Source organism: Sphingomonas sabuli, assembly GCF_014352855.1.
Lineage (GTDB): Bacteria > Pseudomonadota > Alphaproteobacteria > Sphingomonadales > Sphingomonadaceae > Sphingomicrobium > Sphingomicrobium sabuli.
On record NZ_CP060697.1, the window covers coordinates 317761 to 343999 of the forward strand.

Consider the following 26239-nt stretch of genomic DNA (forward strand, 5'->3'; position numbering starts at 1 on the left):
GCCCATTTCACATGCAGAAACCATGCCAAGTTTGAAAATTCCAGAGAATGTGCGAAAAGTCTCGAAATCCGGCTGTTTTCAAGGCGAAATATCTTGCCAACTCGTGGCATTTCGCACCAACAGTCGGTGAATTTCTGACGGGGCGGCATGGAACGCAGCGATACCTTTGTCGGCCAGAGCAATGCCGTCCTCGACGCGGTCGAGCGCGCCAGCCGCGCTGCGGCACTCAATCGGCCGGTGCTGGTCATCGGCGAAAGGGGCACCGGCAAGGAACTGATCGCCGAGCGCCTGCACCATCTGTCGCCGCGCTGGTCGGGGCCGCTGGTGGTGATGAATTGCGCCGCTCTGCCTGAAAATCTGATCGAGGCGGAGCTGTTCGGCCACGAAGCGGGCAGCTTCACCGGGGCTGCCAAGACCCGTCACGGACGCTTCGAGGAAGCGGACGGCGGCACCCTGTTCCTCGACGAACTGGCGACCCTGTCGTCGCCGGCGCAGGACCGACTGCTGCGCGCGGTTGAATATGGCGAAATCACCCGCATCGGCGCGTCCAAGCCGGTCAAGGTCGACGTGCGCATCGTCGCGGCCACCAACGAGCATCTGCCGACGCTGGTCGAGCAGCGGCGCTTTCGCGCCGACCTGCTCGACCGCCTGTGCTTCGAGGTCGTGACCCTGCCGCCCCTGCGCGTCCGCACCGGCGATATCCCTCTGCTGGCCGAACATTTCGGCCGCCGCATGGGGGTCGAGCTCGACTGGTCCAACTGGCCGGGCTTTTCCGATGACGTGAAGGCGAAGATGGAACGCTACTCCTGGCCCGGCAACGTGCGCGAGCTGCGCAACGTGGTCGAACGGTCGGTCTATCGCTGGGAGGATCCGGAACGACCGGTCGACGCGATTCAGTTCGACCCGTTTGCTTCCCCGTGGGCGCCAAAGCCCTCGAGTGCACCTGCGTCCGAACCGTCCGGTGCGCCCGAAGAGGTCTCCGAAACGGCGCCCGCGGACGAGCCCGCGACTGCCGATGTGCCGGTCGAAACCGACGATTTCCGCGCCTCCGTCGACGCTTACGAGCGTTCGCTGCTCGAACAGGCGCTGGGGGCCAATCGCTACAACCAGCGCGCGACCGCCGCCGCGATCGGCCTTAGCTACGACCAGCTCCGCCATGCGCTGAAGCGACATAAGCTACTCGACGCCGCCGCCGCGCGCTGACCGGCCGCAATTGACTTGCAACAGAGCGCGCCTAGTCGCGTTAGCCAATCGACAGCCATAATTTACAGGAGCGAGAGCACATGGCCTTTGAGCTTCCCGAACTGCCGTACGCGAAGAACGCGCTGGAGCCGCACATGTCGGCCGAAACGTTCGATTACCATTATGCCAAGCATCACAAGGCCTATGTCGACAAGACAAACGGCATGCTGGGCGAAAAGGGCCTCGAGGGCGCCTCGCTGGTCGACGTGATCAAGGCCGCTAAGGACAAGGGCGACAAGGGCCTGTTCAACAACTCCGCCCAGATATGGAATCACAGCTTCTTCTGGCAGTGCCTCGCCCCCGAAGGGTCGACCAAGCCGTCGGGCAAGCTGAAGGACATGATCGACAGCGATTTCGGCGGGCACGACACCTTGCTCGACAAGCTGCAGGCGGAAAGCGCCAACCATTTCGCCAGCGGCTGGGGCTGGCTGGTGCTCAACAACGGCAAGCTGGAAGTGACGTCACTTCATGACGCCGACACGCCGGTGGTGCACGGCATGACCCCGCTGCTGACGCTCGATGTGTGGGAACATGCCTATTACATCGACTATCGCAACGCCCGGCCAGATTATCTGAAGACCGTGCTGCAGAACATCATCAACTGGGACTTCGTCGCCCAAAACCTGGATGGCGACGGGCTCAAGCGCGCCGATCAGGGCAGCTGATAGGACGTCTCAAACTGTATGCGTTAAAGGGCTGCTTCGGCAGCCCTTTTTATTGCTTTAGCCGGTATCCAGTGCGGAAGATGGCATAGACTCCGGCAAGGCACAGCAGCAGGAAGGCGAGGGTCGCGGCAAGCGCGGTTCCGAACGCCACGTCGGCCTGTCCGAAGAAGGTCCAGCGGAAACCGTTGATCAGGTAAACCACCGGGTTGAACAGGGTGATAGACCGCCACGGCTCGTTGAGCATGTCGATCGAGTAAAAGGCGCCGCCAAGGAAGGTGAGGGGGGTGACGACCAGCAGCGGGATGACCTGCAGCTGCTCGAACCCCTTGGCCCAGATGCCGACCATGAAGCCGAACAGGCAGAAGGTGACCGCCACCAGCAGAATAAACAGGATCGCCAGCAACGGATGCGCAACGCTGACGTCGACGAACAGGTGCGCGGTGACGAAGATCACGGCCGCCACCGACAATGCCTTGGTCGCCGCCGCCCCGACATAGCCGATCACCGTCTCGATCGCCGACAGGGGCGCCGAGAGGATTTCGTAGATGGTCCCGGTAAATCGGGGCATGTGAATGCCGAAGCTGGCGTTGAAGATGCTCTCGGTGAACAGGCTCAGCATCATCAGCCCGGGCACGATGAATGCGCCATAGGGAATGCCGTTGATCTCCGTCATCCGGCTGCCGATCGCGGCGCCGAAGACGATGAAGTAAAGCGAGGTGGTGATCACCGGCACCGCCAGCCCCGTCCACAGGGTGCGGCGGAATCGGTGCATCTCGAACTTGTAGATCGCCAGGATGCCGCGCCAGTTCATGCCGCCGTCTCCTGCCGCTTATGGTCGATCAGCTCGACGAAAATGTCCTCCAGGCTCGATTCCTTGGTGTCGAGGTCCTTGAAGGCGATGCCGGCGTCGCGCATCGCAGCAAGCAGCGAGGCGATGCCGGTGCGTTCCGCCTTGGCGTCGAATTCGTAGGTGAGGACGCTGCCGTCCGCGTCCAGGCTGGGCGACCATTCGGCAAGGCTGGCGGGCACCGCGGCGAGCGGCTCGACCAGTTGCAGGTGCAGCACCTTGCGGCCGAGCTTCTTCATCAGCTCGTCCTTGTTCTCGACCAGGATCAGTTCGCCCTTGTTGATGACCCCGACGCGGTCGGCCATCTCCTCGGCTTCCTCGATATAATGGGTGGTGAGGATGATCGTCGTCCCCTGGTCGCGCAGCTTGCGTACCAAATTCCACATGTCGCGGCGAAGTTCGACGTCGACCCCCGCGGTCGGCTCGTCGAGGAACAGGATTTTGGGTTCGTGAGCCAGCGCCTTGGCGATCATCACCCGGCGCTTCATACCGCCCGACAATTCCTTGAGGATCGCCTTGCGCTTGTCCCACAGCGACAGGCTGCGCAGGATTTCCTCGATCCGCTTCGGATCGGCGGGATAGCCGAACAGTTCGCGGCTGAAGGAGACGGTGTTGAGCAGGGGCTCGAACACGTCCATCGTCAATTCCTGCGGCACCAGCCCGATTTCCCGCCGCGCATGGCGGAAATGGGTGCGCCAGTCCTGCCCGTCGACCAGCACTTCGCCGCCGCTGGGCGTGACGATGCCGCAGATAATGCTGATCAGCGTCGTCTTGCCCGCGCCATTGGGGCCGAGCAGCGCGAAAATCTCGCCCCGCTTGATGTCGAGGTCGATCGGCTTCAGCGCCTCGGTGCCGCTGGCGTACGACTTGCGCAGGCCGCGGACGGACAGGATGACGTCATCGCTCATTCGATCGGGCCGGGCTCCTCTGGGATGGCTTCGTCACGGTTGAGCCCGTGGCGAAGGAGCATCGGGATATTGGCGGCCGCGAACAGGAAAGTAAGGGGGATGGCGCCCCACAATTTGAAACCGATCCAGAATTCGGTCGAGCTGTTGCGCCACACCGCCTCGTTAAGCGCGGCCAGGAACAGGAAGAAGACCGCCCAGTTGCGGGTCAGCTTGCGCCAGCCTTCCTCCTCCAGCCCCGGATAGGCGCTGCCGAGCACCATCTTGAGCAGCGGCTTGCCCTTGAGCAGCCCGAAGCCGAGCAGGGCCGAGACGAACAGGTAATACAGGGTCGGCTTGACCTTAATGAAGGTCTCGTCGTGGAGCCAGATGGTCACCCCGCCCATGACCACCACCAGCACCCCGGAAAACCACAGCATCGGCGAAATCTTGCCGAAGCGCAGCGCCGAATAGATCATCGCCGCGACCATTGCCGCCATGAAGGCGCCGGTGGCGACGAAGATCTTCAGCGCCGGCGGTACGGGCGCCAGATAATTGGCCGCGAAAAACACCAGCAGCGGCCCGACGTCGATCAGCAGCTGGGATCCGGTGGACGGTTTCTTCTCGGCGCTCATTCGGGCGGCAATCCTGCAATGGCGCGGCCAACGGCGCGGGGGTCGAACGGGCGAAGGTCGCTGGCGGTCTCGCCGACGCCGATGGCGTAGATGGGCAGGCCGAAACGCTCGGCCGCCGCGACCAGCACGCCGCCGCGCGCGGTCCCGTCCAGCTTGGTCATGATCAGCCCGCTGACGTTGGCAGTCTGGCGGAACACCTCGACCTGGTTGAGCGCGTTCTGCCCGGTGGTCGCGTCGAGGACGAGGATGACGTCATGCGGCGCCTCGGGATTTAGCCGGCCCAGCACGCGCCGGATCTTCGACAGCTCCTCCATCAGGTGCGACTTGTTCTGCATCCGGCCGGCGGTATCGACGACCAGCACGTCGATGCCCTGCGCCGTCGCCTGCTTGACCCCGTCGAACACGAGCCCCGCGGGATCGGCGCCTTCCTTGCCGGAAATGACCGGCGCGCCGATCCGCTCGCCCCAGATCTTGAGTTGCTCGATCGCCGCGGCGCGGAACGTGTCGCCGGCGCACAGCAGGACGCCATAATCCTGTTCGGTCAGCCACTGGCCGAGCTTGCCGATCGTCGTCGTCTTGCCCGATCCGTTGACGCCGATCACCAGGATGACGTGCGGTCGCGGAAAACCCCATACTTGCAAGGGCTTGGCGACGGGAGCGAGGATTTTTTCGATCTCCTCGGCGAGGATCGACCGAAGCCCGCGCTCGTCCAGCCGGTCGAACTTCTGCCGGGCGATCGCCTCGCGGATGCGGTGCGATGCTTCGGGCCCGATGTCGGACGCGATCAGCGCTTCCTCGATATCGTCGAGCGTCGACGTGTCGAGCGCGGCGCGGCTGGTCAGGCCGGTGAGATTGTCGGCCAGCTTGTCCGCCGTCTTGGAAAAGCCGCCGCGCAGCCGGTCGAGCCAACTCATTCGAATATGCCTGTCAGTGTGTCGCCGTCGCGGGCGGTGATCCGGGCCATGCCGTAAGCGCCCCGCGCCGCCCCGGCAATCGCCACCGGTGCAAAGCCGTCGCTGTGCCCGCGCTGGTTGGTCTCGACCAGCACGCGCTGGCGCGATCCGACGAGCGTATCGAGCCAGGCCTGGCGCCGCGTCGCGGCCGCATCGCGCAACCGTGCGGCCCGCGCCTTGATCGTCGCATGGTCCAGCTGCGGCATCCGCGCCGCCGGCGTGTCCGGACGCGGGGAAAAGGGAAAGACATGAGCGGCAATGATGTCGCAATCGCCCAGCAAATTCAGGCTGTTCGTTGCCATCTCCTCAGTTTCCGTCGGAAATCCGGCAATGATGTCGGCGCCGAAAGTCGCATCGCCGCGCACGGCCCGGATGCGCTCGACCGCGCCGACCGCCTGCGCACGGCTGTGCCGGCGCTTCATCCGCTTGAGGATCATGTCGTCGCCGGCCTGGAGCGACAGGTGGAAATGGGGCAGCAGCCGCGTGTCCGGCAACAATTCGACCAGCGCATCGTCGATCTCGATACTGTCCAGCGACGACAGGCGCAGCCGCTGCAGCCGCGGCTCGGCTGCCAGCAGCCGCTGGCACAACTCGCCCAGCCCACCGGCGTAATCGGTGATGTCGACGCCGGTCAGGACGATTTCCCGCACGCCGCGGTCGAGATCGCGCGCAACGGCCTCGCGGATGGCGGTGAACGGTAGGGACACGCTCGCCCCGCGCGCCTGCCAGATCGAACAGAAGGTGCAGCGATGGTCGCAGCCGTTCTGCACCGCGACGAAGCTGCGAACCCGCGAATGCGTGCCTGCGGCGACCGGTGACGCCTTGACGTCAAACGCACGCAACTTGTCGGAATTGCTGACGATTTTCGTCACTTCCGGCATGGCTTCGAACGCCTGTCGATCAAGCTCGGACGCGCAACCGGTGACGAGGATGCGGGCGTCGGGCCGGCGCTTGTGCGCGCGGCGGATCGCCTGGCGGCTCTGCCGCACCGCCTCGCCGGTGACCGCGCAGCTGTTGACGATCACCCACTGCTCGCCTTCGGGCACGGCCCGGGCGATGCTTTCGGTTTCCGCGAAATTGAGCCGGCAGCCGAGGCTCACCGTCTCGACGCTCATGAAGCGCACCGCGCCAGATGCTCGAGCTCCAGATCGCCTTCGAACACATGGGTCGCGCCGCCGCGCATCAGCAGCTTTTCGCCCTTTTCCCACGTGATCGTGACCGATCCGCCGGGCATGTGCACCTCCACCGGGCTGGTCGCGCGCTTGGTGGCGATGGCCGCGACCGCGGTGGCGCAGGCGCCGGTGCCGCAGGCCAGCGTCAGGCCCGCGCCGCGCTCCCACGACCGCATGTGGATGCCGTCGTCCCGGACGGTCGCGACATGGACGTTGATCCGCTCCGGGAAAACCGGGTCATTCTCGATCTCCGGCCCGCGCTGGTCGAGGTTCACCGTATCGGGATCGTCGACGAAGAAAACGACGTGCGGGTTGCCGACATTCACCGCGAACCCGTTCTTCAGCGGCCCCCACTGCATCGGCAGCGCGCTGGTATCCATCGCATAGGAAATCGGGATCCGCTGCCAGTCGAAGCTGGGTTCGACGATCGACACCTCGATGTCGCTTCCCCTGGCCGACCCCTCGATCACGCCCGCGGGCGTTGCGATGGTCCCGGCCCCGGTCAGCGCGACGACGCAGCGCGCCGCGTTGCCGCACGATTCGACCTCGCTGCCGTCATGGTTCCAGATGCGCATCGACACATCGGCCTTGTTGGACTTTTCGATCAGGATCAGCTGGTCGCAACCCACGCCGCGATGGCGGTCGGCGATGTCGCGCGCCAGCTCCGGCGTGATCGTCACGCCCTGTTCGCGCCCGTCAACGATCACGAAATCGTTGCCGAGGCCGTGCATCTTGTGGAAGTGCAGTGCCATGGGTCGGCGCCGCACTTAGGCAGCGCCGGGCGCTTAGTCCACCAGTGAAGGTTTTGAACGGCATGCAGAGGCCAGCGAACGAAGTAATGCAATCCGTCGTCTTTTCGGCGGTCCTCGATGCCATGCAGGCGCTGAAGAAGGCGTCGGGCGGGCTGCCCAACAACATGGTCCGCGACATTCAGGCGATCCATGCCAACGTCACCTTCGCCGATTTGCCCAAGGACGTGCAGGACGCGATCGTCGAAAGTACCCGTGCCGCCTTCACCATGCTGCTGAAGGAAGGCTATGCCGTCGGTCCCAAGCAGCAGATGCAGCAGTCCCGCCCGCTCGACCGCGTGCCCGAACGCGACCGCCGCCCGCGCCCTCCCGGCGACGGCCCGCGCCGCAGCCCGCGCCCGCCCCGCGGCGATGGCCCCGGTCGGCCTCGCGGTGATGGTCCCGGCCGGCCGCGTGGCGATGGCCCGGGCAAGCCCGGCGGTGGCCCCAGTGGTCCGGGCGGCCCCAACCGCCCGCGCCGCAAGCCCAAGGGCAAGCCCCGGCTGAGTTGATTTTCACGGCGGCTCCGCGTAGGGGGCCAACCGTCTTCGGACACCATTGATGTCGAGCACGCCTTGGGATGAGGAGTGCACGCCGGCCGACGAGGTTTCGTCCGCCGGCGCAAAATGCGTTGTGCATCCCTATCTAGGGCGCCCGGCATCACGAGGAGAAGTGCGTGTTTGACAACCTGAGCGATCGCCTTTCCGGCGTTTTCGACAAGCTGCGCGGCCGCGGCGCGCTGAGCGAGACCGACGTCCGCTCGGCCATGCGCGAAGTGCGCGTGGCGCTGCTCGAAGCCGACGTCGCTCTCCCCGTCGCTCGCGACTTCGTCGACAAGGCGACCGAAAAGGCGATCGGCCAGGAAGTGCTGCGCTCGGTCACTCCGGGCCAGATGGTGGTCAAGATCGTCCACGACCAGCTGGTCGAAACGCTCGGCGCCGACACGTCCGAATTGCGCGTCGACGTCAATCCCCCGGCGGTGGTGATGATGGTCGGCCTGCAGGGCTCGGGCAAGACGACCACGACCGCCAAGCTGGCCAAGCGCCTGACCGAAAAGCAGCGCAAGAAGGTCCTGATGGCCTCGCTCGACGTGGCCCGCCCGGCGGCGCAGGAGCAGCTCGCCGTGCTCGGCCGTCAGGCCAGCGTCGACACGCTCCCCATCATCGCCGGCCAGCAACCGGTCGATATTGCCCGGCGCGCGGTCCAGGCGGCGCGGCTGCAGGCCTATGACGTCGTCCTGCTCGACACCGCAGGCCGTCTCCACGTCGACGAACAGCTGATGGGCGAAATGAAGGCCGTCGCCGCGGCCACCAGCCCGACCGAAACCCTGCTGGTGGTCGACAGCCTGACCGGCCAGGACGCTGTCAACGTCGCCAAGGGCTTTGCCGCCGATGTTGATCTGACCGGCGTCGTGCTCACCCGCCTCGACGGCGACGCCCGCGGCGGCGCGGCCCTGTCGATGCGCGCGGTCACCGGCCAGCCGATCAAGTTCGCCGGCGTCGGCGAAGGTCTCGAAGCGCTCGAGGCGTTCCACCCCGAACGGATCGCCGGGCGCATTCTCGGCATGGGCGACGTCGTCAGCCTGGTCGAACGGGCGGCCGAGACGATCCAGGTCGAGGACGCGGAAAAGCTCGCGGCCAAGATGGCCAAGGGCAAGTTCGACCTCGACGACCTGCGCACCCAGATCGCGCAGATGCAGCGCATGGGCGGCCTCGGTGCGCTCGCCAACATGCTTCCGGGCATGAAGGGCATGAAGGGCGCGATGGAAAAGGCGCAGGACACCAAGGCGCTGGTCCATCTCGAAGCGATGATGAGCTCGATGACCGCGCGGGAGCGGGCCAGGCCGGAGCTGATCAACGCCAAGCGCAAGATCCGCATCGCCAAGGGCAGCGGGACGACCGTTCAGGAGGTCAACAAGCTGCTCAAGATGCACCAGGAGATGTCGACCGCGATGAAGCGGCTCAAGAAAATGGGCGGGCTGGGCAAGCTCGCCGCGATGTTCGGCGGTGGCGGCGGCCTTGGCGGTGCGGGCGGACTGCCCGACCTGACCGGCGCCGGCGGGGCCGGAGGACTTCCCGGCCTGGGCGGCGGAGCACCGTTCAACCTTCCACCTGGTTTCGACAAATTCACCAAGAAATAACGTAGTTTACGAAGAGGATTGATCACATGGCAGTAGCAATTCGTTTGGCCCGCGGCGGCAACAAAAAGCGTCCCTATTATCGCATCGTCGTGACCGACAGCCGCAATTCGCGCGACGGCCGCTTCATCGAAAAGGTCGGCATCTACAACCCGCTGCTGGCGAAGGATTCGCCGGAGCGCGTCAAGCTCGACGCCGACCGCATCAAGCATTGGCTGGACGTCGGTGCGCAGCCGTCGGACCGCGTCCTGCGCTTCCTCGATGCCGCCGGCATCAAGGAGCGTCCGGCCCGCAACAACCCGAAGAAGGCCGAGCCGGGCGAAAAGGCCAAGGAACGCGTCGAAGCCCGCGCCGCCAAGGAAGCCGAGGCCGCCGAAGCCGCTGCCGCGCCGCAGGAAGAAGAGGCTGCTCTGGCCGAGGACACCGTGACCGAAGACGCCGCCGCCGAAGCGCCGGCCGAGGAAGCGGCCGCGGAAGAGGCTCCGGCTGCTGAGGCTCCGGCTGAGGAAGCCAAGGCTGAAGAAGCCCCGGCCGAAGACGCCAAGGCTGAAGACGCTCCGGCGGAAGAAGCGAAGGCCGACGAAGCCACGCCGGCCGACGAAGCGACCAACGAAGGCCAGTCGACCGACGAGCCCGCCGAAGGCGCTGCCGAAGACACGCCCGCGGAAGGCGCGGAAAAGGCCGACGACGCCGAAGCAAAGGCGGAGTAACGCCGATTTCGCAGCGCATCGCCCTTGCCGCCGTTGCCGGAGCGCATGGCGTCAAGGGCGAGCTGCGCCTCAAATTGTTCACCGACAGCATCGACAACCTCAAGCGCCACACGCGCCTGATCGTCGGCGGGGTCGAACACGCGCTTGAAAGCGTGCGCCCCGGCCCCACCGGCGCGGTGGCGCGCCTGGCCGGCATCGCCGACCGCTCGGCCGCGGAGGCCCTGCGCGGATCGCTGGTCGAAATCGACCGCGCCAGCCTGCCGCCGCTGGAAGAGGGCGAATATTATCACGCCGACCTGGTCGGGCTGGAATGCGTCGATCGCGACGGACGTCCGGTCGGCAAAGTTGCCGGCGTGGAAAATTACGGCGCGGGCGACCTGCTTGAAATCGAGACCGCGGATGGCAAGCGGTCGCTGATCCCGTTCAAGGCCGGCATCGCCGACCTCATCGACACGCGCATCGAGCTCGACCCCGAATTCCTCGCCTGATCAGCCGCCCGAGAAGAACGCCAACAGCGCCCGGAAGGTGTCGGCCATCGGCTGGTCTAGCACATAGATGATGCAGAGCATGACGAGGGTCCCGATCATCGCCGCGATGATGGCGGCCCGGCGGCTCGTGACGATCGGCACTGCGAGAAGCGCGATCATGGCCAGATTGCCGAACCAATAGGCCCCGTTGCTGAAGATGGGGCGTCCCAACGACACCGCCCTGGGAACTTCGACCCCGAACACGAGCACCGTTAACGCTGCCAGCTGGCTTCCGAAAATGAGATGCTTTCGGGCGAGGAAATAGGCGTCGAGATCGTTCCAGCCATCCTGTTCGCGGGGAACGGTAAGGATCGCCGCGAGATAATAGAGCACTCCGGCGATGGCCGGCAGCCCCATCGAGCTGAATGACATGCCGATATTGCGATAGCTGTAGGCTTCGGCGAACGCGCCGAGCAGGGTGGTGAAGAGGACCGCGCTGGCCAGCGGAACGAGGACGCCCCACTGCGGCTTCTCGCGTCCGCGCAGCAATTCTCCGATGCCCGACATCAGACCGGCCATCGCCAGCCCGATGAGCAGGCTGTACATCATCATGAAGATTTCGATTTTGGTCATGACACCGGCCCCCCGACCGGCTCCCTGATACGGGCGGGTGCCAATCCGCGCCAGCGCCTTAGCTGCCGTCGGCGGCTTCCGTCATTTCCGCATCGGGTTCGCGCAGCATCGGCGACTGTTTGGCCAGATCGTTGCGGATGGTGGTCGCGGCGACGCCGCCTTCGCCCATCGCATGACTGATCTGGTCCAGTCCGATGACCACGTCGCCGGCGGCATACATGCCCTCGACGCTGGTCCGCTGATGCGAATCGACCGTCACGCAGCCTTGCTCGTTGAGCGTGGCGCCGAGCATCTCGGCCAGCGCCGTATGCGTGTCGGAGCCCAGCGCGGGGTACACAGTGTCGAAGCTTTGCGTGCCTTCGGCGGTCTCGACGATGATGCACTTTTCGGAAATGGCCACGGCCTGCGCGGGACCGTCGATGAACGGGATCGATGCGGCTTCCAGCCGGGCCCGGTCTTCGGCGTTGAGGTCCATCGCCTTGTCCGGCGCGATCAGGGTGACGTCGGCGGTGAAGCTGCGGATGAAGATCGCCTCCGCCACGCCATGGCTGTCGCTGCCGATCACGCCGACGCGCTTGTCCGTCACTTCATAGCCGTCGCAGATGGGGCAATAGCGGATCAGGCCCTGCGCCAGCGCCTCGTCGTGCAGGTCTTCGTCCATCGGCGGGCGGCGGTTGGTCACGCCCGTTGCCAGCAGGACCATCCGCGCCTGTTGCGTGCCCGACCCCCAGGTTGCGGTGAACAGGCCGCTGTCGTCGTCGCGCTCAAGCTTCGTCACGCGGTCGTTGATGATCTTCGCGCCATATTTCTGCGCCTGCGTGCGCATCCGGTCGAGCAGTTCCTCGCCGGTGATGCCGTCCGGAAAACCGGCGTGGTTGTGCGTGCACGGAATCCACTTGGCGCGGCTCTTGCCGGCATCGACGACCAGGATGTTGAGGTGGAAGCGGGCCAGGTAGATGGCGGCGGTCAGGCCGGCCGGTCCGCCGCCGATGATCAGGCAATCGCGTGGTTTGTCCATGCGCGGCCCAATGGATTGCCGCCTCGCCAGTTCCCGACTAGCCCAAATGAATGAGTTTGACCTTCATCCTGTTCGCATTTTCCATCGCCGTGATCGCCGGCGCGATCGGCGTCACCATCTTCCACCGCATGTTTCCGCACTGGGGTGCGCGCAAGCAGGGGCTGGCCGCGGCCTCGATCCTGCCCGTCATGGCCGCGCTGGCGACGCTGGCGGCGGTGATCCAGCTGCTGTCGACCGACAAGGTCGGCGGCGACATGAAGGACCTTGCCCTGGTCACCATCGTGCAGGGCGGGCTGATTTCCATCGCACTCGGCTTCGTCGGCGGCCTGCTCGGCGCGCTGCTGCGGCAGCGGGGACTGCGCCGGTGACCTTTCGCGCGTCCGTCCTCACTCTCTATCCCGAGATGTTTCCGGGGCCGCTGGGCGTCAGCCTGGCGGGGCGCGCGCTGCAGGAGGGCACCTGGTCGCTGGAAACCGTGCAGATCCGCGACTTCGCCACCGACAAGCACCGCAGCGTCGACGACACGCCTGCGGGCGGCGGGGCAGGGATGGTGCTTCGGCCCGATGTGCTTGCCGCGGCCGTCGACAGCGCCGCCGACGGCCGTCCGCTGCTGGCCCTGACGCCGCGCGGCGCGCCGCTGACGCAGGCCCGCGTGCGCCAGCTCGCGGGCGGGGAGGGGGCGATCCTGCTGTGCGGCCGCTTCGAGGGGTTCGACGAGCGAATCTTCGAGGCGCGGGCGATTGAGCCGGTGTCGATCGGCGATTACGTGCTCTCGGGCGGCGAACTTGGCGCGATGGTCCTGCTCGACGCTTGCGTCAGGCTGCTTCCCGGGGTAATGGGCGCCGCCTCCAGCGGAGAGGAAGAGAGCTTCGACGAGGGGCTGCTCGAATATCCGCACTATACCCGACCTCAGATATGGGAAGGGCGCACGATCCCCGAAGTGCTGCGATCGGGGGATCATGCGAAGATCGCGGCGTGGCGTCATGAACGCGCGCTCGAAGATACACGGCTACGGCGGCCGGACCTGATCGAGCGCCACGGGGGCGCATCGCAGGCACCGCCCTCTGGCGCGCAGCGACGAGATACGAAGGCCTGAAGACCATGAACCTGATCGAGACCCTCGAGCGCGAAGCAATCGACGCGCTCACCGCAGACAAAGAGATTCCCGAATTCCGTCCCGGCGACACGCTGAAGGTTGGCGTGAAGGTGGTCGAAGGCGACCGCAGCCGCGTGCAGAACTTCGAAGGCGTCTGCATCGCCCGCTCCAACAAGGGCGTCGGGTCCAGCTTCACCGTCCGCAAGATCAGCTTCGGCGAAGGCGTGGAGCGTGTTTTCCCGCTCTATTCGCCGTCGATCGATTCGATCACGGTCGTGCGTCGCGGCGTCGTTCGCCGCGCCAAGCTCTACTACCTGCGCGGCCGCACCGGTAAGTCGGCGCGTATCGCCGAGCGTCGCGATCCCAAGCGCGAGGAAGCCAAGGCCGAAAAGAAGGCCAAGGCGACCGAGAAGAGCGACAGCTAAATCCCGCTAGAGCGCGATCCGCTCCAGCGTCACAGTCGAATCCGGGACATATTGCGGCCGTGCATTGCGCGGCCGCTGCCCGACCAGTGCGCTCGCTCCGGCCGGCAGCCCGCCCCACACGCCGGAAAGCGTCACCGACAGCTTTCGTGGCGACGCGGCGGTCAGCTGCAGCGTGGCGCCGTCGCAACTGCGCCCGAAACAGGTCACCTGGAAATCGCCCTCGGCCTCGCCGCTGAACCTGCGCACGAACGCTCCGTTGCCTGCTGACACCAGCTGTGCGTCGCCGGGTGCGGTCAGGGTCACGCTGTCGGCGCCGTTCGACGCGATGCGAAAGACGACCGTCCGCCACCCGTCCTCGACCAAGGATTCAACCACGGTCACTTCCGGCGGGCGCAGTCCCGCGACCGCCGCGGCGTCCGCCAGCCACCGTTCGCGTTCGCCATAGGGCAATTTGCCCCACCGCCACGCCATGCCGCCATATCCTTCGGGCAATGGCGACTGGTCGTTGCCGACCGCCCAATAGGCCTTGCCCGCGTTCACGTCCGTCGCGTGCTGGATGAAGAAACGCTGTTGCCGGTCGGCGGAATAGGCCGGGGCAGCGGCCACCGCCGCCCAGCCGCCGGCCATCAACACCCCGGCAACGCCCGCCGCCAGCCACCGGCCATGCGTATCGATCAGCGCCTTGGCCTCGATCAACCACGGCAGGACGACCAGCATCGCCAGCGGCGCGAAGGCGAAGAACGGCCCGGTGACCAGCAGCTCGCCCAGCAGCGCGACGACTTCGCCCAGCGTCAGCCACAGCAACAATGCCGCGATGATCGCGCCGGCCCGCTCGCCCCACGCGAACCAGCGCCCGGCCAGCACACCCGCCAGCATCGCCAGCGGCGGCATCAGGAAGAAGATCGCTCCGCCGGGCGCGATCAGCAGCACCAGCGCGCCAAGCAGCAGGAAACCAAGCCAGTAGCCCGTCCGCAATTGCGGCACCGTCACTCGCCGCGCCAGCAACGCCATTGCCGCCACCGCCGCGAACAGCCCGCAAGCGTAAGCGGCGATGAAGGTCCACAGCGGATAGGCGCGCCAGAAAGCGCCGGCCCGCGCCATGGCCACCAGCTCATGCCCGCCCCACGCCAGGCCCGCCGATCCGACCAGCGCCAGCAGCACGATGCCCAGCGCGCGCCACATCCCGCCGCGGCGAAAGGCGATGACCGCAAAGGCGGCGAGCAGCAGGTCGAACAGCGCGAAGCCAAGCCATGCCGGCACGGTCACCAGCACCCGCCCGGCGATGTCGGTGAACAGCGCGGTGCCGCCGCCGGCCGGGGCGCCGCCGGCTAGTTGGCGGGCCACGGCCAGCGTCTGGTCGCCCATATGCTGCATGCTGCGCGGGTCGAGCGCGGCCAGATTGTCGCCGGCGCTGTGATAACGGGTCTCGTTGCCGATCATCGCGAAGTTGAGCGTCGTCCAGCCGCGCTCCTCGAAACTGGTGACGTCGGTGTAATTGGGCAGCTGGCGATAGAAATCGGTGGTCAGCGAATTGGCGAACGGCCGGTCGACCGCGGCGGCGAAGGCGCGGACCGGCGGGCCGTTGGGCAGGCTGGTCTCGAACATCGTCACCGGCCCCGTGGTGCCGCGCGCTTCCAGGTTTATCAGGCTGTCGACGGTGCGGCTCAACGGGTCGGCCAGGAACGCACGGGCGCCGATCAGGCCCAGTTCCTCGCCTTCGTTGAACAGGAACAGGATCGGCCGCTCCAGCCGTTCGCTTTTCATCAGCGCGGCGACCTCCATCAAGGTCGCCACCCCGACCCCGTCGTCGCCCGCGGCCGGCCCGACCAACGTGCTGTCGTAATGGGCGTTGAGCAGCAGCGCCCGCCCGCTTGCCGGGCCCAGCGCGGCGATCACGTTGCGCACCCGGGCACAGGTCACGCCGCGCTGCTTGTGGATCGTATTGCAGGCGAACTGGTCGCGAACGACCGGGTCGAGGCCGATGGCGCGCAACTGCGCGACCAGCCGATCGCGAACCGCGTCATTGCCGTCGCTGTCCGTCGGGTGGGGCCGCTCGTCGCCCAGCACGGCCGCCAGCCGCGCCTTGGCCCGCGCCGCGTCGAACTGGCCGGTTGTATTGTCCGTGCGCACCGCCGGCGGCTGGATCAGCAACCGGGTCGCGGCCAGGCCGGCAAGCATGACCGCGAGCAGCGCCAGCAGAATCAGCAATCGACGCATGAAGCCCCCGCTTGTCCCTCGCCGCCGAAGCGCCATATCGCTTTCACCGCGCGGGTGCGATAGGCGCCCGGGCCAGGGAGATAATCGCATGGGCTATCGCGTCGCCGTCGTAGGCGCCACCGGCAATGTCGGCCGGGAAATCCTCAACATCCTTGCGGAGCGGCAATTCCCGCTCGCGGAGGTCGCGGCGATCGCGTCCGCGCGCTCAACCGGCGATGTCATCGATTTCGGCGACAGCGGCGAGGAGCTGCGGGTCAAGAATATCGAGCATTTCGATTTCGAGGGCTGGGACATCGCCTTGTTCGCGGCGGGCTCGAAGGTCAGCGAAACCTACGCGCCGAAGGCCGCTGCCGCGGGCTGCACCGTAATCGACAATTCGTCGCTCTACCGGATGGACCCGGACGTGCCCCTGATCGTGCCCGAAGTGAACGCCGAGGCGATTGCCGGCTATCGCGCGAAAAACATCATTGCCAACCCGAATTGCTCGACCGCGCAGCTGGTCGTCGCGCTGAAGCCGCTGCACGACGTCGCCCGCATCAAGCGCGTGGTCGTCGCCACCTACCAGTCCGTTTCGGGCGCCGGGAAGGCGGGGATGGACGAACTGTTCAACCAGTCGCGCAACATCTTCGTCGGCGATTCGAACGAGCCGGGCTTCTTTACCAAGCAGATTGCCTTCAACGTCATTCCCCACATCGACACCTTCCTCGACGACGGGTCGACCAAGGAGGAATGGAAGATGGTGGTCGAAACCAAGAAGATTCTCGATCCCCGGATCAAGCTGACCGCGACGTGCGTCCGAGTGCCCGTGTTCGTCGGCCATTCCGAAGCCGTGAACATCGAGTTCGAGGAGGAATTGTCGGCCGAGGAAGCGCAGAAAATCCTGCGCGAGGCGCCGGGCGTGATGCTGGTCGATAAGCGTGAGGACGGCGGTTACGTCACCCCGGTCGAGGTGGTCGGCGAATATGCCACCTACGTCAGCCGGGTGCGCGACGACCCGACCGTCGACAACGGACTCAGCATGTGGGTGGTCAGCGACAATCTGCGCAAGGGCGCGGCGCTCAACGCCGTCCAGATCGCCGAGCTGCTAGGCCGCAAGCACCTGCAAAAGGCCGCCTGACGGCCGCACCGCGGTCACAGGCCGCGGATCAGCACCGCAAGCGCAAGCAACGCCCAGGCGATGGTCATGGCCAGCAATTCGTTGGCGCTGACCCACGGGATGTTCACCGACGCGAACGCCGACAGCAGGGTCGCCGCGGCAAGGATTGCGGACACCAGGAACGTGATCGTCTTGGGAGGGGTCAGAAGCATCGGCTGGTCCTTTCCTGTTGGCGTTGCTTATCCGGTCAGGGCTTTTCGCCCCAATGGCGCAGCAGGTTCGCCTGGACGAGTTGCAGGCGGCTGAAATTCTCCGGCTTCATCGTCAGCCCTTCCAACGCCGCGACCTCGTTCAGGTCGAACAGCAGGTTGCGGCGGAACGGGTCGGCAATGCGGCTCTGGATAAAGGTGATGGCGACCAACCGTTCGCCGGACGACACCGGTTCGACTTCGTGGAGCGTGTCGGACGGATAGACGATCGCCTGGCCTGGCTTCAGCTTGAACCGCAACACGCCGTCGCCAAGCCGCACCTGCAAGGCGCCGCCCGCATAACTGTCCGGATCGTTGAGGAAGATCGTGCAGCTGAGGTCGCTGCGAATGGTCCGGCCGGGCAGGGCCAGGAAGGCGGCGTCGGCATGCGCGCCATAATGATTGCCGGGCTTGTACCGGGTCAGCAGCGGCGGGGCGATCACTGCGGGGAAAGCGAATTCGCGAAATTCCTCGCTGCGGTTGAGCGCCTGCATCAGCAGCTGCGAACTGGTGGTGTACGCCTGCTGCTCGTGCAGCTGCTCGTTGTCCTTGGCGGTGTTGTGCGGATTGGTGATCCGCCCGTGGACGAACGGCGCCTGCGCCGCGATGCGGCGGCATTCGTCGACCTCTTGGCGCGTCAGGATGTCCAGCACTCGGTACATTCAACCACTCCGGTCGAGGGCGCGGGCGAGCAGGGGCGAGCGCTCCGCGGCAGATTGTAACATCGCGACCGCGCTGTCGATGCTGGCGCGATTGTGCGCCGTCGCTTCCGCGATCAGCTCGCGCCGAAGGTCCGGGCTGTAGGCATATTCGGTCGCCTTGGAATAGCGCCGCATCAGCGGGCCGTTGGCAATCGCCGTGACGCGCTCCGCCGGTGCATTGATGCCCAGCGCCCCGGCCAACCGCGCCAGCTCGGCAGGCATGTTGGTGAGCATCGCGTCGAAGTCCGCCCACGTGGCGTCGAGCGCGTCCGCGGTGGCCTCCAGGGACGTCATCTCGCAGGCCCAGGCCGCCGCTGCCATTTCCGCCGGGGTGCTCGGCTGGGGCAATACGGCGCGCCCGGCGACCCGGCCGGCGCGCAGCGGCGCCAGCGCCGCCATTTCCTTGACCGAATTCTCGCCCGCCAGGATCGACGCGATATAGTTGCGCGGGCTGGCATACATCAGCAACGTCGGCGCCGCGCCAGCCAGCTCGGGCGCGATTTCGGAAACGAAACTGGTGGCTTTCACGACCGCCATGCCGCCGTTTGCGAAGGTGCGCGCGAACAGGCCGCGCAGCGCCGGCACGAACGGCTCGCGCCGCTCCGGCGGCAGCATCGCAACGTCGCGCAGCACCCGTGGTTCGCGAATGCTCAGCACGCCGTCCAGTTCGCCCAGCAGGCGCGCGACCAGCGTCGATCCGACATGGCCGATATGAAAGATCCAGCGGGCGGTGGCGGGGGTCGCGATGTCGCTCGGCAGGTCGCTCCAGGGTACCACCGCGCTGTCGAACCGCTCGGCGAACATGCGGTCGTCGAGGAAGCTGGCATCGCGGTACCGTGCCGCGTCCATCCGCACGAGCCGCACCACGGCCTTGTCCGCGTCCAGCGCCTGGACAAGCCAGGTCGCGTCGCGGGCAATTTCCTCGGCGCTGGGGGTGCTGGACATGGCGCCCAATAACCGGCCAGATGCGGCACGCAAACTCGGGACAGGCTGATGACTGACACCATGGACGGCGGCTGCGCCTGCGGCCGCATTCGCTACACCGCCCGCATCGACGACGACGAAGCGTATCTGTGCCACTGCCGCATGTGCCAGCGGTCGAGCGGCAACGTCAGCCTGGCGATGAAGAATGTGGAGCAGGCCGCGGTGACCTGGACTCGCGAACCCGACTGGTACGCGTCGAGCCCGATCGCCAAGCGGCCCTATTGCCGGGAATGCGGCACCAGCCTCGGTTTCCAGTATCTCACGGACACGACGAAGATGGACCTGACCGTGGCCAGCTTCGACGACCCCTCGCGCTTCACGCCGTCCAGCCATTTCGGCGCTGAGAGCATTCACGAAGCCTGGCTCGACACCAGCGGCCTGCCGCGCACGCGATCGGACGAATATCAGCGGCTGGTCGACCGCTGGGACGAGGCCGGGGCGGCCCCGCCCGCCTAGATCAGCTCGAGCGCCCGGGCGACGCCGTACAGGCTGGTGACCGTCAGCACCGCGCCGACGAACACCAGCAGGATCTTGGGCTTGGCGCGCTTGGCGATCATCGCGCCGAACGGCGCGGCGACGACTCCGCCGATCAGCAGGCCGACCGTCGCGGCGGTGAACATTTCCCAGCCCAGCGTGGCGATGAAGGTCGCCGAAATCGTCACCGTGACCAGGAACTCGGTGGTGTTGACCGTGCCGATCGTGCGCCGCGGCTCGGCGCCCTGGACCAGCAGGTTGCCGGTCACCACCGGGCCCCAGCCGCCGCCGCCCGCAGCGTCGAGGAAGCCGCCGGCAAGGCCCAGCGGTTCGACGATGCGCGGCGCGCGATGGACCGGCGGAAAGTGCAGGCCGCGCCAGATCAGGTAGACGCCGATGCTGGCAAGATAGGTGAGCACAAACGGCCGCGCCGATTCGGCATCGATCTGAGTCAGGACATAGGCGCCGAGTACGCCGCCGATGACCCCCGGAATGGCAAGGCGGGCCAGCATCTTCCAGTCGACGTTGCGGTGGATGATATGGCTGGTGCCTGAGGCGGCGGTGGTGAAGGCCTCGGCCGCATGAACGCCGGCCGAAGCGGCCGCCGGCGGCACGCCGATGCTGATCAGCAAGGTGGTGGAAATGACGCCGAAGGCCATGCCCAGGGCGCCGTCGATCAACTGCGCGACGAAGCCCACCGCAATGAACGGCAGGATGTCCGTCAGCTCGAATGCACTGAAATCCACGTCGCCCCCGATTCGCAGTCCGAATTGCGAAGGCGTTTGGACTGGCGCTCGGGAAGTGCCAAGCATGCTTTTCGTTTGGGAGAAATCGTACCGATGACCGCGCCGCAACACTGGACCGCCTCCGACGGCGTCGACCTCGTCTACCGGGAGATGGGGGAGGGGCGGCCGGCAATCCTCGTCCATGGCCTGTTTTCAAGTGCCGACATGAACTGGATTCGGTTCGGCCACGCGGCGGAAATCGCCGGTCGCGGCTTTCGCGTCATCATGCCCGACCTGCGGGCCCACGGGGACAGCGGCAAGCCGCACGATCCCGTCCATTACCCTGACGGCATCCTTGCCCGCGACCTTGCCGAACTGGTCGCGCACCTCGGGCTGGACGATTACGATCTTGGCGGCTTCTCGCTCGGCGCCCGGACCACGGTCGAAGCGGTGGGCCGCGGGCTGAAGCCGGGCAAGGCGTTTCTCGGCGGCATGGGGCTTGGCGGCCTGCAGCGCTGGCAACGGCGCAAGCATTTCTTCCTCGAAGCGATCGCCCAGTTCGATACCTCATCGCGCGGCGACCCGCACTGGCTCTCGATCCAGTTCATGAAGACGATGAAGGTCGACCGCGCCGCCGCCGCGCTGTTGCTCGACAGCTTCGTCGATTGCGAGGACGGCTGGCTTGGCGCCTTCACCATGCCGACGCTGGTGGTCCTCGGCACCGAAGACGGCGACAACGGCTCGGGGGAGGAGCTGGCCGCGGCGCTGCCCGACGGCACGTTCCGCGCTGTCCCGGGCACGCACATGAGCTCGGTCTCCGAAGCCGAATTCGGCCGCGCCATCGCCGATTTTCTCGCGGCCTCGCCTTGACGCCCCCGGCCCAAGGTCGCACTCACCCGTCACGCGATATCTTTAGTTAGGGGAGTTTTTCGATGAGATTTGCCGCGTCCGTTTCGTTTCTCGCGCTGGCCGTCGCCGGCTGCGCCACGACCCCGCCGCCGGCAGGGGTTGCCGTCAATCCGCCGGCAAGTGCTGCTGTGGTCGCGGAACCGGCATCGGACGCTGCCGCGGAAGGCGCGGCGGCATATCCGCTCACGCCCGCCGGCGCCGCCGCCTTCGTCGCCGCGGCCGAAAAGGACCTGTTCGATTTCTCGGTGGAATCGAGCCAGATCAACTGGATCAACGCCACCTACATCACCGAAGACACCGACGCGGCCGCCGCGCGGATCAATGGCATCGGCACCGAAAAGACCGTGCAATACGGGCTCGAAGCCGCGAAATATGCGACCATTCCGGGGCTCGACCCGGACGTGAAGCGCAAACTCGATATCCTGCGCACCGGCATCGTCCTCCCGGCGCCGACCACCCCGGGCGCAGCGCAGCAACTGGCCACCATCCAGACCGGCCTGCAATCGCAATATGGCAAGGGCCGCGGGACCCTGAACGGCAAGCCGATCAGCGGCAGCGACATCGAGGCCGAAATGGGCAACCTCGAAAACAGCCCGGCCGAGTTCAAGGAGATGTGGACCAGCTGGCACGACAATGTCGGCGCGCCGATGAAGGCCGACTACGTCAAGATGACCGAGCTTTCCAACGCCGGCGCTAAGGAACTGGGCTTCGCCGACACCGGTGCCATGTGGCGTTCCGCCTACGACATGCCGCCGGAACAGTTTGCTGCCGAAACCGAACGCATGTGGCAGGAAGTAAAGCCGCTTTACATGGCGCTGCACACCTATGTGCGGAACAAGCTCAACCAGAAATACGGCGATGCCGTGCAGCCCAAGACCGGCCCGATCCGCGCCGATTTGCTGGGCAACATGTGGGCGCAGGAATGGGGCAACATCTATCCGCTGGTCGCGCCGAAGGGCGCGGGCGATGTGGGCTATGACATCACCGACCTGATCGCGGCCAAGAAGATGGATGAGCTGGGCATGGTGAAAACCGGCGAGGGCTTCTTCTCCTCGCTTGGCTTCGCGCCGTTGCCGCAGACGTTCTACGAACGCTCGATGTTCCTCAAGCCGAAGGACCGCGAAGTGGTCTGCCACGCGTCGGCCTGGGACATCGACAACAAGGACGACCTGCGCATCAAGATGTGCATCAAGCGCAACGCGGACGACTTCGTCACCATCCACCACGAACTCGGCCACAATTACTATCAGCGGGCCTACAACCAGCAGCCCTATCTCTACCTGAATGGTGCCAACGACGGTTTCCACGAAGCGATCGGGGACGCCGTCGCGCTGTCGATCACGCCGGAATATCTGGTGCAGATCGGGATGCTTCCGCGCAATCGCGTGCCGAGCGCCGACAAGGACATCGGCCTGCTCCTGCGCCAGGCGATGGACAAGGTCGCCTTCCTTCCGTTCGGGCTGATGATCGACCGCTATCGCTGGGGCATTTTCGACGGGTCGATTCCGGCATCCGAGTACAACAACGCCTGGAACAAGATCCGGCTCGAATATCAGGGCATCACGCCCCCGGTGGACCGTCCTGCGGACGGGTTCGACGCGGGCGCGAAATACCATATCCCGGCGAGCGTGCCCTACACCCGCTACTTCCTCGCGCGGATCCTGCAGTTCCAATTCTACAAGGCGGCTTGCGACCAGGCTGGCTGGACCGGGCCGCTCCACCGCTGCAGCTTCTTCGGCAATAAGGCGGTCGGTCAGCGTCTCAACGCCATGCTGGCGATGGGCGCGTCGAAGCCGTGGCCGGACGCGCTTGAGGCCTTCACCGGCCAGCGGCAGATGTCGGGTGCGGCGATGGCCGAATATTTCGCGCCGCTCAAAGCCTGGCTCGACCAGCAGAACGCCAATCAGGCGCAAGGCTGGTAGCGAACTCGCGACCGCGGTTCGGTCGTCGATAGGCAAAGAAAAGGGGCGCCCCCCGCAAAGGGCGCCCCTGATCGTTTCAAGCGGCCGAAAGCTTAGTAGCTGACGGGCTCGGCGCCGGTCGCGCGGCTCGTGCCGGTGTTGGCCGTACCGCTTTTCGCCGACAGGGCCGGCGAGCGGCCGGTGGCGGTGGCGTCGGGCGTTACCGAAACTTCGCGCTCGGCGCTGTCGCCGCGGACCTGGTCGATCCACTGGCTGGCCTTGTCGCTGGCGCGGCCGGCCATTTCGTTGGCGGTCTCGCTGATGCGGGTGACCTGGTTGCCGACGCGGTCGCGCTTGGCCCACAGGAACACGCCCGCGCCGACCGCAGCAGCGGCTGCCGCGGCGGTTGCGAACGGATGATCCTTGGCCGGGGACAGCCAGTCGTTGGTATACTGGTTGTGCCCGTGCGGGTTGTTGTTCTTGCTGCCGGTCTGGTTCTTGTTAGCCATTTGATCCTCCTCAGGAATTTCGGGTTCATACAGCCAACGGGCGAAAGCGCCCGACGTTGCATGCCCCCGCGATGAGGAGTGGCGCGGACGGGCCGGTTACAGCTGCTCGAGCAAATGCTCCGCGCTCGACGCGCGATATTCGCCCGGTGCTTCGACGTTGAGCTGCTCGACGACGCCATCGTTGACCAGCATCGAATAGCGCTGGCTGCGTTTGCCCATGCCGAACTTCGCCCCGTCCATGTCCAGCCCGACCGCTTCGGCGAAGGCGCCGTTGCCGTCGGCGATCATGGTGATGTCCTTGGACGCGTCGCGCTCGCCCCATGCGGCCATCACGAAGGGATCGTTGACCGAAATGCAGGCGATCGTGTCGACGCCCTTGGACTTCAGGTCGCCGGCCTTTTCCACATAGGAAGGCAGGTGGCGGGCGGAGCAGGTCGGCGTGAAGGCGCCGGGGACCGCGAACAAGGCGACCTTCTTGCCGCCGAAAAATTCGCCGGTGGTGGTCGGCTGGGGGCCGTCCGCCGTCGCTACCGAAATATCAACGTCCGGAATCTTGTCGCCGACTTGAATGGTCATGGGTCGCTGCTCCTGTTGAGTGTTCGGGGGTGCAGATAGGGTCGTCGCGGGCTGCTCTCAAGGCTTGTCCCCCGCCGCCGTACCGCACATCATGCGGGCGATGGACTCCGGCACCTTCCTTTCGGGCAAGCTGCTCCTGGCGATGCCGGGAATGGCCGACCCGCGCTTCGAGCGCGCGGTCATCGCCATCTGCGTGCACGACGAAAACGGCGCGGTCGGGATCGGCATCGGCACCAAGCGCGCGGGCCTGCGCTTCCGCAACCTGCTCAAGCAGCTCGAACTCGATCCCGGCGCCGCGCCCGACCGCGCGGTGCACCATGGCGGACCGGTCGAGGTGAGCCGCGGCTTCGTCCTCCATTCGACCGACTGGGGCGGGCAGGACACGCTGCAGGTCGCCGGCCCGCGCGGCGTCCTGTTCGGCATGACCGGCACCATCGACGTGCTGCGCGCCATCGCCGACGGGCGCGGGCCCACGCAATGGATCGCAGCGCTGGGCTACGCCGGGTGGGACGCGGGCCAGCTGGACGAGGAAATGACCCGCCACGGCTGGTTCGCCGCCGATGCCGATGAAAGCCTGCTGTTCGACACCCCGACGGACGAGCGCTGGGCGGCGGCGTTCAAGGCGGCGGGGATCGACCCGCGCCTGCTATCGAGCGAGACCGGCGCCGCCTGATCGGCGGTCATTGAAGTCATATAAAGAAATCTTTATATTTGCCTTGAGCTGCTTGTGCCGCTAGGGCCCGCGGCGAAATCCAACTTCAGACACCGGAGACTTTGACGTGGCGACCCAGGCCGAAACCCGTTTCGACGATTATGTGATCAAGGACATCGCGCTGGCCGATTTCGGCCGCAAGGAAATCGAGATCGCCGAAACCGAAATGCCGGGCCTGATGGCGCTGCGCGAGGAATATGGCGCGGCCAAGCCGCTCAAGGGCGCGCGCATCACCGGCTCGCTGCACATGACCATCCAGACCGCGGTGCTGATCGAAACGCTGATCGAACTCGGCGCCGACATCCGCTGGGCCAGCTGCAACATCTTCTCGACCCAGGACCATGCGGCCGCGGCGATCGCCGCCGGCGGCATCCCGGTGTTCGCGGTCAAGGGCGAAACGCTCGAGGAATATTGGGACTACGTCACGCGCATCTTCGACTGGGGCCAGGACGAAGTGTGCAACATGATCCTCGACGACGGCGGTGACGCCACCATGTTCGCGCTGTGGGGCGCGCGCGTCGAAGCCGGCGAAAAGCTGTTCGATCCGACCAACGAGGAAGAGGAAGTCTTCGTCGCCACCCTGAACAAGTTCCTCAAGGACCGTCCGGGCTATCTCACCAAGACCGTCGAGACGATCAAGGGCGTGTCGGAAGAAACCACCACCGGCGTCCACCGCCTTTACGAGCTGGCCAAGCAGGGCAAGCTCCCGTTCCCGGCGATCAACGTCAACGACAGCGTCACCAAGTCGAAATTCGACAACCTTTACGGCTGCAAGGAATCCTTGGTCGACGCCATCCGCCGCGCCACCGACGTCATGCTCGCCGGCAAGGTCGCGGTCGTCGCCGGCTATGGCGATGTCGGCAAGGGTTCGGCTGCCTCGCTCCGCAACGGCGGCGCGCGCGTGCTGGTCACCGAAGTCGACCCGATCTGCGCGCTGCAGGCGGCGATGGAAGGCTATGAAGTCGTGACGATGGAAGAGGCGACCAAGCGCGCCGACATCTTCGTCACCGCGACCGGCAACATGGACGTCATCACCGTCGACCACATGCGGGCGATGAAGAACATGGCGATCGTCTGCAACATCGGTCACTTCGACAGCGAGATCCAGATCAACGGCCTCGCCAACATGAAGTGGACGGAAATCAAGCCGCAGGTCGACGAAGTCGAATTCCCGGACGGCAAGAAGATCATCGTCCTCGCCAAGGGCCGCCTCGTGAACCTCGGCTGCGCCACCGGCCACCCGAGCTTCGTGATGAGCTCGTCCTTCACCAACCAGGTGCTGGCGCAGATCGAGCTGTTCACCAAGACCGAACAATATGGCAACGACGTCTACGTCCTGCCCAAGCACCTCGACGAAAAGGTCGCCGCGCTTCACCTCGACAAGCTGGGCGTCAAGCTGACCACGCTGTCGGACAAGCAGGCCAGCTACATCGGCGTATCGCCGAAGGGCCCGTTCAAGCCCGAGCATTACCGCTACTAATCGGTTCGAACCGGGGTTCGCGGCGGCGGCGGTCA

Annotated in this window: 29 protein-coding genes and 1 pseudogene; 15 read left to right on the top strand and 15 right to left on the bottom strand. The window is 66.1% G+C overall.

All coding sequences use genetic code 11. The features are described 5' to 3' along the window. Positions 1-147: 147 nt before the first annotated feature. Complete coding sequence (pspF, locus tag H8M03_RS01620) at positions 148-1203, top strand: phage shock protein operon transcriptional activator (protein WP_187480042.1); 1056 nt, start codon at positions 148-150, stop codon at positions 1201-1203. A gap of 80 nt (positions 1204-1283) precedes the next feature. Beyond that, entirely contained in the window at positions 1284-1907 is a 624-nt protein-coding gene (locus H8M03_RS01625; protein WP_187480043.1) for a superoxide dismutase, read from the top strand. Positions 1908-1956: 49 nt separating this feature from the next. On the opposite strand, the gene H8M03_RS01630 is transcribed toward H8M03_RS01625, so the two are convergent. From H8M03_RS01630 to dapF, 6 genes are read right to left on the bottom strand one after another with little or no spacing between them, the layout of a single operon-like run. Then, entirely contained in the window at positions 1957-2718 is a 762-nt protein-coding gene (locus H8M03_RS01630) for an ABC transporter permease (RefSeq protein WP_187480044.1), read from the bottom strand. Further along, positions 2715-3662, bottom strand: a complete 948-nt coding sequence (locus H8M03_RS01635; RefSeq protein ID WP_187480045.1) for an ABC transporter ATP-binding protein — start codon at positions 3660-3662, stop codon at positions 2715-2717. Before H8M03_RS01635 ends, H8M03_RS01630 begins: the two co-directional genes overlap by 4 nt. Then, the gene (locus H8M03_RS01640; RefSeq protein ID WP_187480046.1) at positions 3659-4273 is read right to left on the bottom strand and encodes a septation protein A; all 615 of its coding nucleotides are present in this window, start codon (positions 4271-4273) and stop codon (positions 3659-3661) included. Before H8M03_RS01640 ends, H8M03_RS01635 begins: the two co-directional genes overlap by 4 nt. Further along, positions 4270-5187: a signal recognition particle-docking protein FtsY gene (gene ftsY / locus H8M03_RS01645; protein WP_187480047.1), complete on the bottom strand. Its 918-nt coding sequence runs from the start codon at positions 5185-5187 to the stop codon at positions 4270-4272. The genes H8M03_RS01640 and ftsY overlap by 4 nt, the downstream gene beginning before the upstream one ends. Then, positions 5184-6341 (bottom strand): MiaB/RimO family radical SAM methylthiotransferase, encoded by a 1158-nt coding sequence (locus H8M03_RS01650; protein ID WP_187480048.1) that lies wholly within the window; start codon positions 6339-6341, stop codon positions 5184-5186. The genes ftsY and H8M03_RS01650 overlap by 4 nt, the downstream gene beginning before the upstream one ends. Beyond that, positions 6338-7150, bottom strand: coding sequence for a diaminopimelate epimerase (gene dapF, locus H8M03_RS01655; RefSeq protein WP_187480049.1), 813 nt, complete (start codon positions 7148-7150; stop codon positions 6338-6340). Before dapF ends, H8M03_RS01650 begins: the two co-directional genes overlap by 4 nt. 86 nt (positions 7151-7236) lie before the next feature. Here dapF and H8M03_RS01660 point away from each other — a divergent pair, with 86 nt between their 5' ends. The 4 genes and pseudogenes from H8M03_RS01660 to rimM all read left to right on the top strand — a co-directional run bounded on the left by H8M03_RS01660 (position 7237) and on the right by rimM (position 10521). After that, a complete protein-coding gene (locus H8M03_RS01660) occupies positions 7237-7698 on the top strand; it encodes a hypothetical protein (RefSeq protein ID WP_246448976.1) in 462 nt (153 codons plus the stop codon). 164 nt (positions 7699-7862) lie between these two features. Continuing rightward, entirely contained in the window at positions 7863-9326 is a 1464-nt protein-coding gene (gene ffh, locus H8M03_RS01665) for a signal recognition particle protein (protein WP_187480051.1), read from the top strand. A 26-nt stretch (positions 9327-9352) separates the two neighbouring features. Next, positions 9353-9814, top strand: a pseudogene (rpsP, locus tag H8M03_RS01670) (30S ribosomal protein S16); the annotation flags it as partial. Positions 9815-10107: 293 nt separating this feature from the next. Continuing rightward, positions 10108-10521 carry a ribosome maturation factor RimM gene (gene rimM / locus H8M03_RS01675; protein ID WP_484592931.1) on the top strand — a complete coding sequence of 138 codons (414 nt, stop codon included), beginning with the start codon at positions 10108-10110 and terminating at the stop codon, positions 10519-10521. On the opposite strand, the gene H8M03_RS01680 is transcribed toward rimM, so the two are convergent. Together H8M03_RS01680 and H8M03_RS01685 are read right to left on the bottom strand one after the other, a co-directional pair. Further along, the gene (locus H8M03_RS01680) at positions 10522-11133 is read right to left on the bottom strand and encodes a hypothetical protein (protein ID WP_187480053.1); all 612 of its coding nucleotides are present in this window, start codon (positions 11131-11133) and stop codon (positions 10522-10524) included. A 58-nt stretch (positions 11134-11191) separates the two neighbouring features. Further along, a complete protein-coding gene (locus H8M03_RS01685) occupies positions 11192-12151 on the bottom strand; it encodes an NAD(P)/FAD-dependent oxidoreductase (RefSeq protein WP_187480054.1) in 960 nt (319 codons plus the stop codon). 50 nt (positions 12152-12201) lie between these two features. On the opposite strand from H8M03_RS01685, the gene H8M03_RS01690 reads away from it, so the two are divergent. Genes H8M03_RS01690 through rplS form a run of 3 tightly spaced genes read left to right on the top strand, consistent with a single transcriptional unit; the run spans position 12202 to position 13672 of the window. Then, complete coding sequence (locus tag H8M03_RS01690; protein WP_187480055.1) at positions 12202-12519, top strand: hypothetical protein; 318 nt, start codon at positions 12202-12204, stop codon at positions 12517-12519. Next, complete coding sequence (trmD, locus tag H8M03_RS01695) at positions 12516-13247, top strand: tRNA (guanosine(37)-N1)-methyltransferase TrmD (protein ID WP_187480056.1); 732 nt, start codon at positions 12516-12518, stop codon at positions 13245-13247. The genes H8M03_RS01690 and trmD overlap by 4 nt, the downstream gene beginning before the upstream one ends. A gap of 5 nt (positions 13248-13252) precedes the next feature. Further along, the gene (gene rplS, locus H8M03_RS01700) at positions 13253-13672 is read left to right on the top strand and encodes a 50S ribosomal protein L19 (protein ID WP_187480057.1); all 420 of its coding nucleotides are present in this window, start codon (positions 13253-13255) and stop codon (positions 13670-13672) included. A gap of 6 nt (positions 13673-13678) precedes the next feature. On the opposite strand, the gene H8M03_RS01705 is transcribed toward rplS, so the two are convergent. Then, positions 13679-15889 carry a M28 family peptidase gene (locus H8M03_RS01705; protein WP_187480058.1) on the bottom strand — a complete coding sequence of 737 codons (2211 nt, stop codon included), beginning with the start codon at positions 15887-15889 and terminating at the stop codon, positions 13679-13681. A gap of 88 nt (positions 15890-15977) precedes the next feature. On the opposite strand from H8M03_RS01705, the gene H8M03_RS01710 reads away from it, so the two are divergent. Then, positions 15978-17006: an aspartate-semialdehyde dehydrogenase gene (locus H8M03_RS01710; RefSeq protein ID WP_187480059.1), complete on the top strand. Its 1029-nt coding sequence runs from the start codon at positions 15978-15980 to the stop codon at positions 17004-17006. A gap of 14 nt (positions 17007-17020) precedes the next feature. Here the strand turns inward: H8M03_RS01710 and H8M03_RS01715 are convergent, their stop codons facing one another. Genes H8M03_RS01715 through H8M03_RS01725 form a run of 3 tightly spaced genes read right to left on the bottom strand, consistent with a single transcriptional unit; the run spans position 17021 to position 18879 of the window. After that, the gene (locus tag H8M03_RS01715) at positions 17021-17197 is read right to left on the bottom strand and encodes a hypothetical protein (protein ID WP_187480060.1); all 177 of its coding nucleotides are present in this window, start codon (positions 17195-17197) and stop codon (positions 17021-17023) included. Positions 17198-17232: 35 nt separating this feature from the next. Further along, positions 17233-17895 (bottom strand): Fe2+-dependent dioxygenase, encoded by a 663-nt coding sequence (locus H8M03_RS01720; protein ID WP_187480061.1) that lies wholly within the window; start codon positions 17893-17895, stop codon positions 17233-17235. After that, complete coding sequence (locus H8M03_RS01725; protein WP_187480062.1) at positions 17896-18879, bottom strand: hypothetical protein; 984 nt, start codon at positions 18877-18879, stop codon at positions 17896-17898. 48 nt (positions 18880-18927) lie between these two features. Here H8M03_RS01725 and H8M03_RS01730 point away from each other — a divergent pair, with 48 nt between their 5' ends. Continuing rightward, positions 18928-19374 (top strand): GFA family protein, encoded by a 447-nt coding sequence (locus tag H8M03_RS01730; protein WP_187480063.1) that lies wholly within the window; start codon positions 18928-18930, stop codon positions 19372-19374. Here the strand turns inward: H8M03_RS01730 and H8M03_RS01735 are convergent. Then, positions 19371-20138 (bottom strand): sulfite exporter TauE/SafE family protein, encoded by a 768-nt coding sequence (locus tag H8M03_RS01735; RefSeq protein WP_246448977.1) that lies wholly within the window; start codon positions 20136-20138, stop codon positions 19371-19373. The two genes, H8M03_RS01730 and H8M03_RS01735, sit on opposite strands and share 4 nt — an antisense overlap. Positions 20139-20231: 93 nt before the next feature. Between H8M03_RS01735 and H8M03_RS01740 the strand changes: the two genes are divergently transcribed. Continuing rightward, the gene (locus tag H8M03_RS01740) at positions 20232-20987 is read left to right on the top strand and encodes an alpha/beta fold hydrolase (RefSeq protein WP_187480065.1); all 756 of its coding nucleotides are present in this window, start codon (positions 20232-20234) and stop codon (positions 20985-20987) included. A gap of 62 nt (positions 20988-21049) precedes the next feature. Next, positions 21050-22948, top strand: coding sequence for a M2 family metallopeptidase (locus tag H8M03_RS01745; RefSeq protein ID WP_187480066.1), 1899 nt, complete (start codon positions 21050-21052; stop codon positions 22946-22948). A gap of 92 nt (positions 22949-23040) precedes the next feature. Here H8M03_RS01745 and H8M03_RS01750 read toward each other — a convergent pair whose 3' ends face one another. Beyond that, positions 23041-23436, bottom strand: coding sequence for a hypothetical protein (locus H8M03_RS01750; RefSeq protein WP_187480067.1), 396 nt, complete (start codon positions 23434-23436; stop codon positions 23041-23043). A 96-nt stretch (positions 23437-23532) separates the two neighbouring features. Further along, positions 23533-24012, bottom strand: a complete 480-nt coding sequence (locus H8M03_RS01755) for a peroxiredoxin (protein ID WP_187480068.1) — start codon at positions 24010-24012, stop codon at positions 23533-23535. Positions 24013-24112: 100 nt separating this feature from the next. Between H8M03_RS01755 and H8M03_RS01760 the strand changes: the two genes are divergently transcribed. Both H8M03_RS01760 and ahcY read left to right on the top strand, forming a co-directional pair. After that, the gene (locus H8M03_RS01760; protein ID WP_187480898.1) at positions 24113-24685 is read left to right on the top strand and encodes a YqgE/AlgH family protein; all 573 of its coding nucleotides are present in this window, start codon (positions 24113-24115) and stop codon (positions 24683-24685) included. A 106-nt stretch (positions 24686-24791) separates the two neighbouring features. Continuing rightward, a complete protein-coding gene (gene ahcY / locus H8M03_RS01765; RefSeq protein ID WP_187480069.1) occupies positions 24792-26204 on the top strand; it encodes an adenosylhomocysteinase in 1413 nt (470 codons plus the stop codon). Positions 26205-26239 lie beyond the last annotated feature (35 nt).

Excerpts from the sequence above, each read along its gene's own strand:
- pspF (WP_187480042.1), top strand. The coding sequence starts at position 148 with ATGGAACGCAGCGATACCTTTGTCGGCCAGAGCAATGCCGTCCTCGAC.
- H8M03_RS01625 (WP_187480043.1), top strand. The coding sequence starts at position 1,284 with ATGGCCTTTGAGCTTCCCGAACTGCCGTACGCGAAGAACGCGCTGGAG.
- H8M03_RS01630 (WP_187480044.1), bottom strand. The coding sequence starts at position 2,718 with ATGAACTGGCGCGGCATCCTGGCGATCTACAAGTTCGAGATGCACCGA.
- H8M03_RS01635 (WP_187480045.1), bottom strand. The coding sequence starts at position 3,662 with ATGAGCGATGACGTCATCCTGTCCGTCCGCGGCCTGCGCAAGTCGTAC.
- H8M03_RS01640 (WP_187480046.1), bottom strand. The coding sequence starts at position 4,273 with ATGAGCGCCGAGAAGAAACCGTCCACCGGATCCCAGCTGCTGATCGAC.
- ftsY (WP_187480047.1), bottom strand. The coding sequence starts at position 5,187 with ATGAGTTGGCTCGACCGGCTGCGCGGCGGCTTTTCCAAGACGGCGGAC.
- H8M03_RS01650 (WP_187480048.1), bottom strand. The coding sequence starts at position 6,341 with ATGAGCGTCGAGACGGTGAGCCTCGGCTGCCGGCTCAATTTCGCGGAA.
- dapF (WP_187480049.1), bottom strand. The coding sequence starts at position 7,150 with ATGGCACTGCACTTCCACAAGATGCACGGCCTCGGCAACGATTTCGTG.
- H8M03_RS01660 (WP_246448976.1), top strand. The coding sequence starts at position 7,237 with ATGCAATCCGTCGTCTTTTCGGCGGTCCTCGATGCCATGCAGGCGCTG.
- H8M03_RS01680 (WP_187480053.1), bottom strand. The coding sequence starts at position 11,133 with ATGACCAAAATCGAAATCTTCATGATGATGTACAGCCTGCTCATCGGG.
- H8M03_RS01685 (WP_187480054.1), bottom strand. The coding sequence starts at position 12,151 with ATGGACAAACCACGCGATTGCCTGATCATCGGCGGCGGACCGGCCGGC.
- H8M03_RS01690 (WP_187480055.1), top strand. The coding sequence starts at position 12,202 with ATGAGTTTGACCTTCATCCTGTTCGCATTTTCCATCGCCGTGATCGCC.
- rplS (WP_187480057.1), top strand. The coding sequence starts at position 13,253 with ATGAACCTGATCGAGACCCTCGAGCGCGAAGCAATCGACGCGCTCACC.
- H8M03_RS01705 (WP_187480058.1), bottom strand. The coding sequence starts at position 15,889 with ATGCGTCGATTGCTGATTCTGCTGGCGCTGCTCGCGGTCATGCTTGCC.
- H8M03_RS01710 (WP_187480059.1), top strand. The coding sequence starts at position 15,978 with ATGGGCTATCGCGTCGCCGTCGTAGGCGCCACCGGCAATGTCGGCCGG.
- H8M03_RS01715 (WP_187480060.1), bottom strand. The coding sequence starts at position 17,197 with ATGCTTCTGACCCCTCCCAAGACGATCACGTTCCTGGTGTCCGCAATC.
- H8M03_RS01720 (WP_187480061.1), bottom strand. The coding sequence starts at position 17,895 with ATGTACCGAGTGCTGGACATCCTGACGCGCCAAGAGGTCGACGAATGC.
- H8M03_RS01725 (WP_187480062.1), bottom strand. The coding sequence starts at position 18,879 with ATGTCCAGCACCCCCAGCGCCGAGGAAATTGCCCGCGACGCGACCTGG.
- H8M03_RS01730 (WP_187480063.1), top strand. The coding sequence starts at position 18,928 with ATGACTGACACCATGGACGGCGGCTGCGCCTGCGGCCGCATTCGCTAC.
- H8M03_RS01740 (WP_187480065.1), top strand. The coding sequence starts at position 20,232 with ATGACCGCGCCGCAACACTGGACCGCCTCCGACGGCGTCGACCTCGTC.
- H8M03_RS01745 (WP_187480066.1), top strand. The coding sequence starts at position 21,050 with ATGAGATTTGCCGCGTCCGTTTCGTTTCTCGCGCTGGCCGTCGCCGGC.
- H8M03_RS01750 (WP_187480067.1), bottom strand. The coding sequence starts at position 23,436 with ATGGCTAACAAGAACCAGACCGGCAGCAAGAACAACAACCCGCACGGG.
- H8M03_RS01755 (WP_187480068.1), bottom strand. The coding sequence starts at position 24,012 with ATGACCATTCAAGTCGGCGACAAGATTCCGGACGTTGATATTTCGGTA.
- H8M03_RS01760 (WP_187480898.1), top strand. The coding sequence starts at position 24,113 with ATGGACTCCGGCACCTTCCTTTCGGGCAAGCTGCTCCTGGCGATGCCG.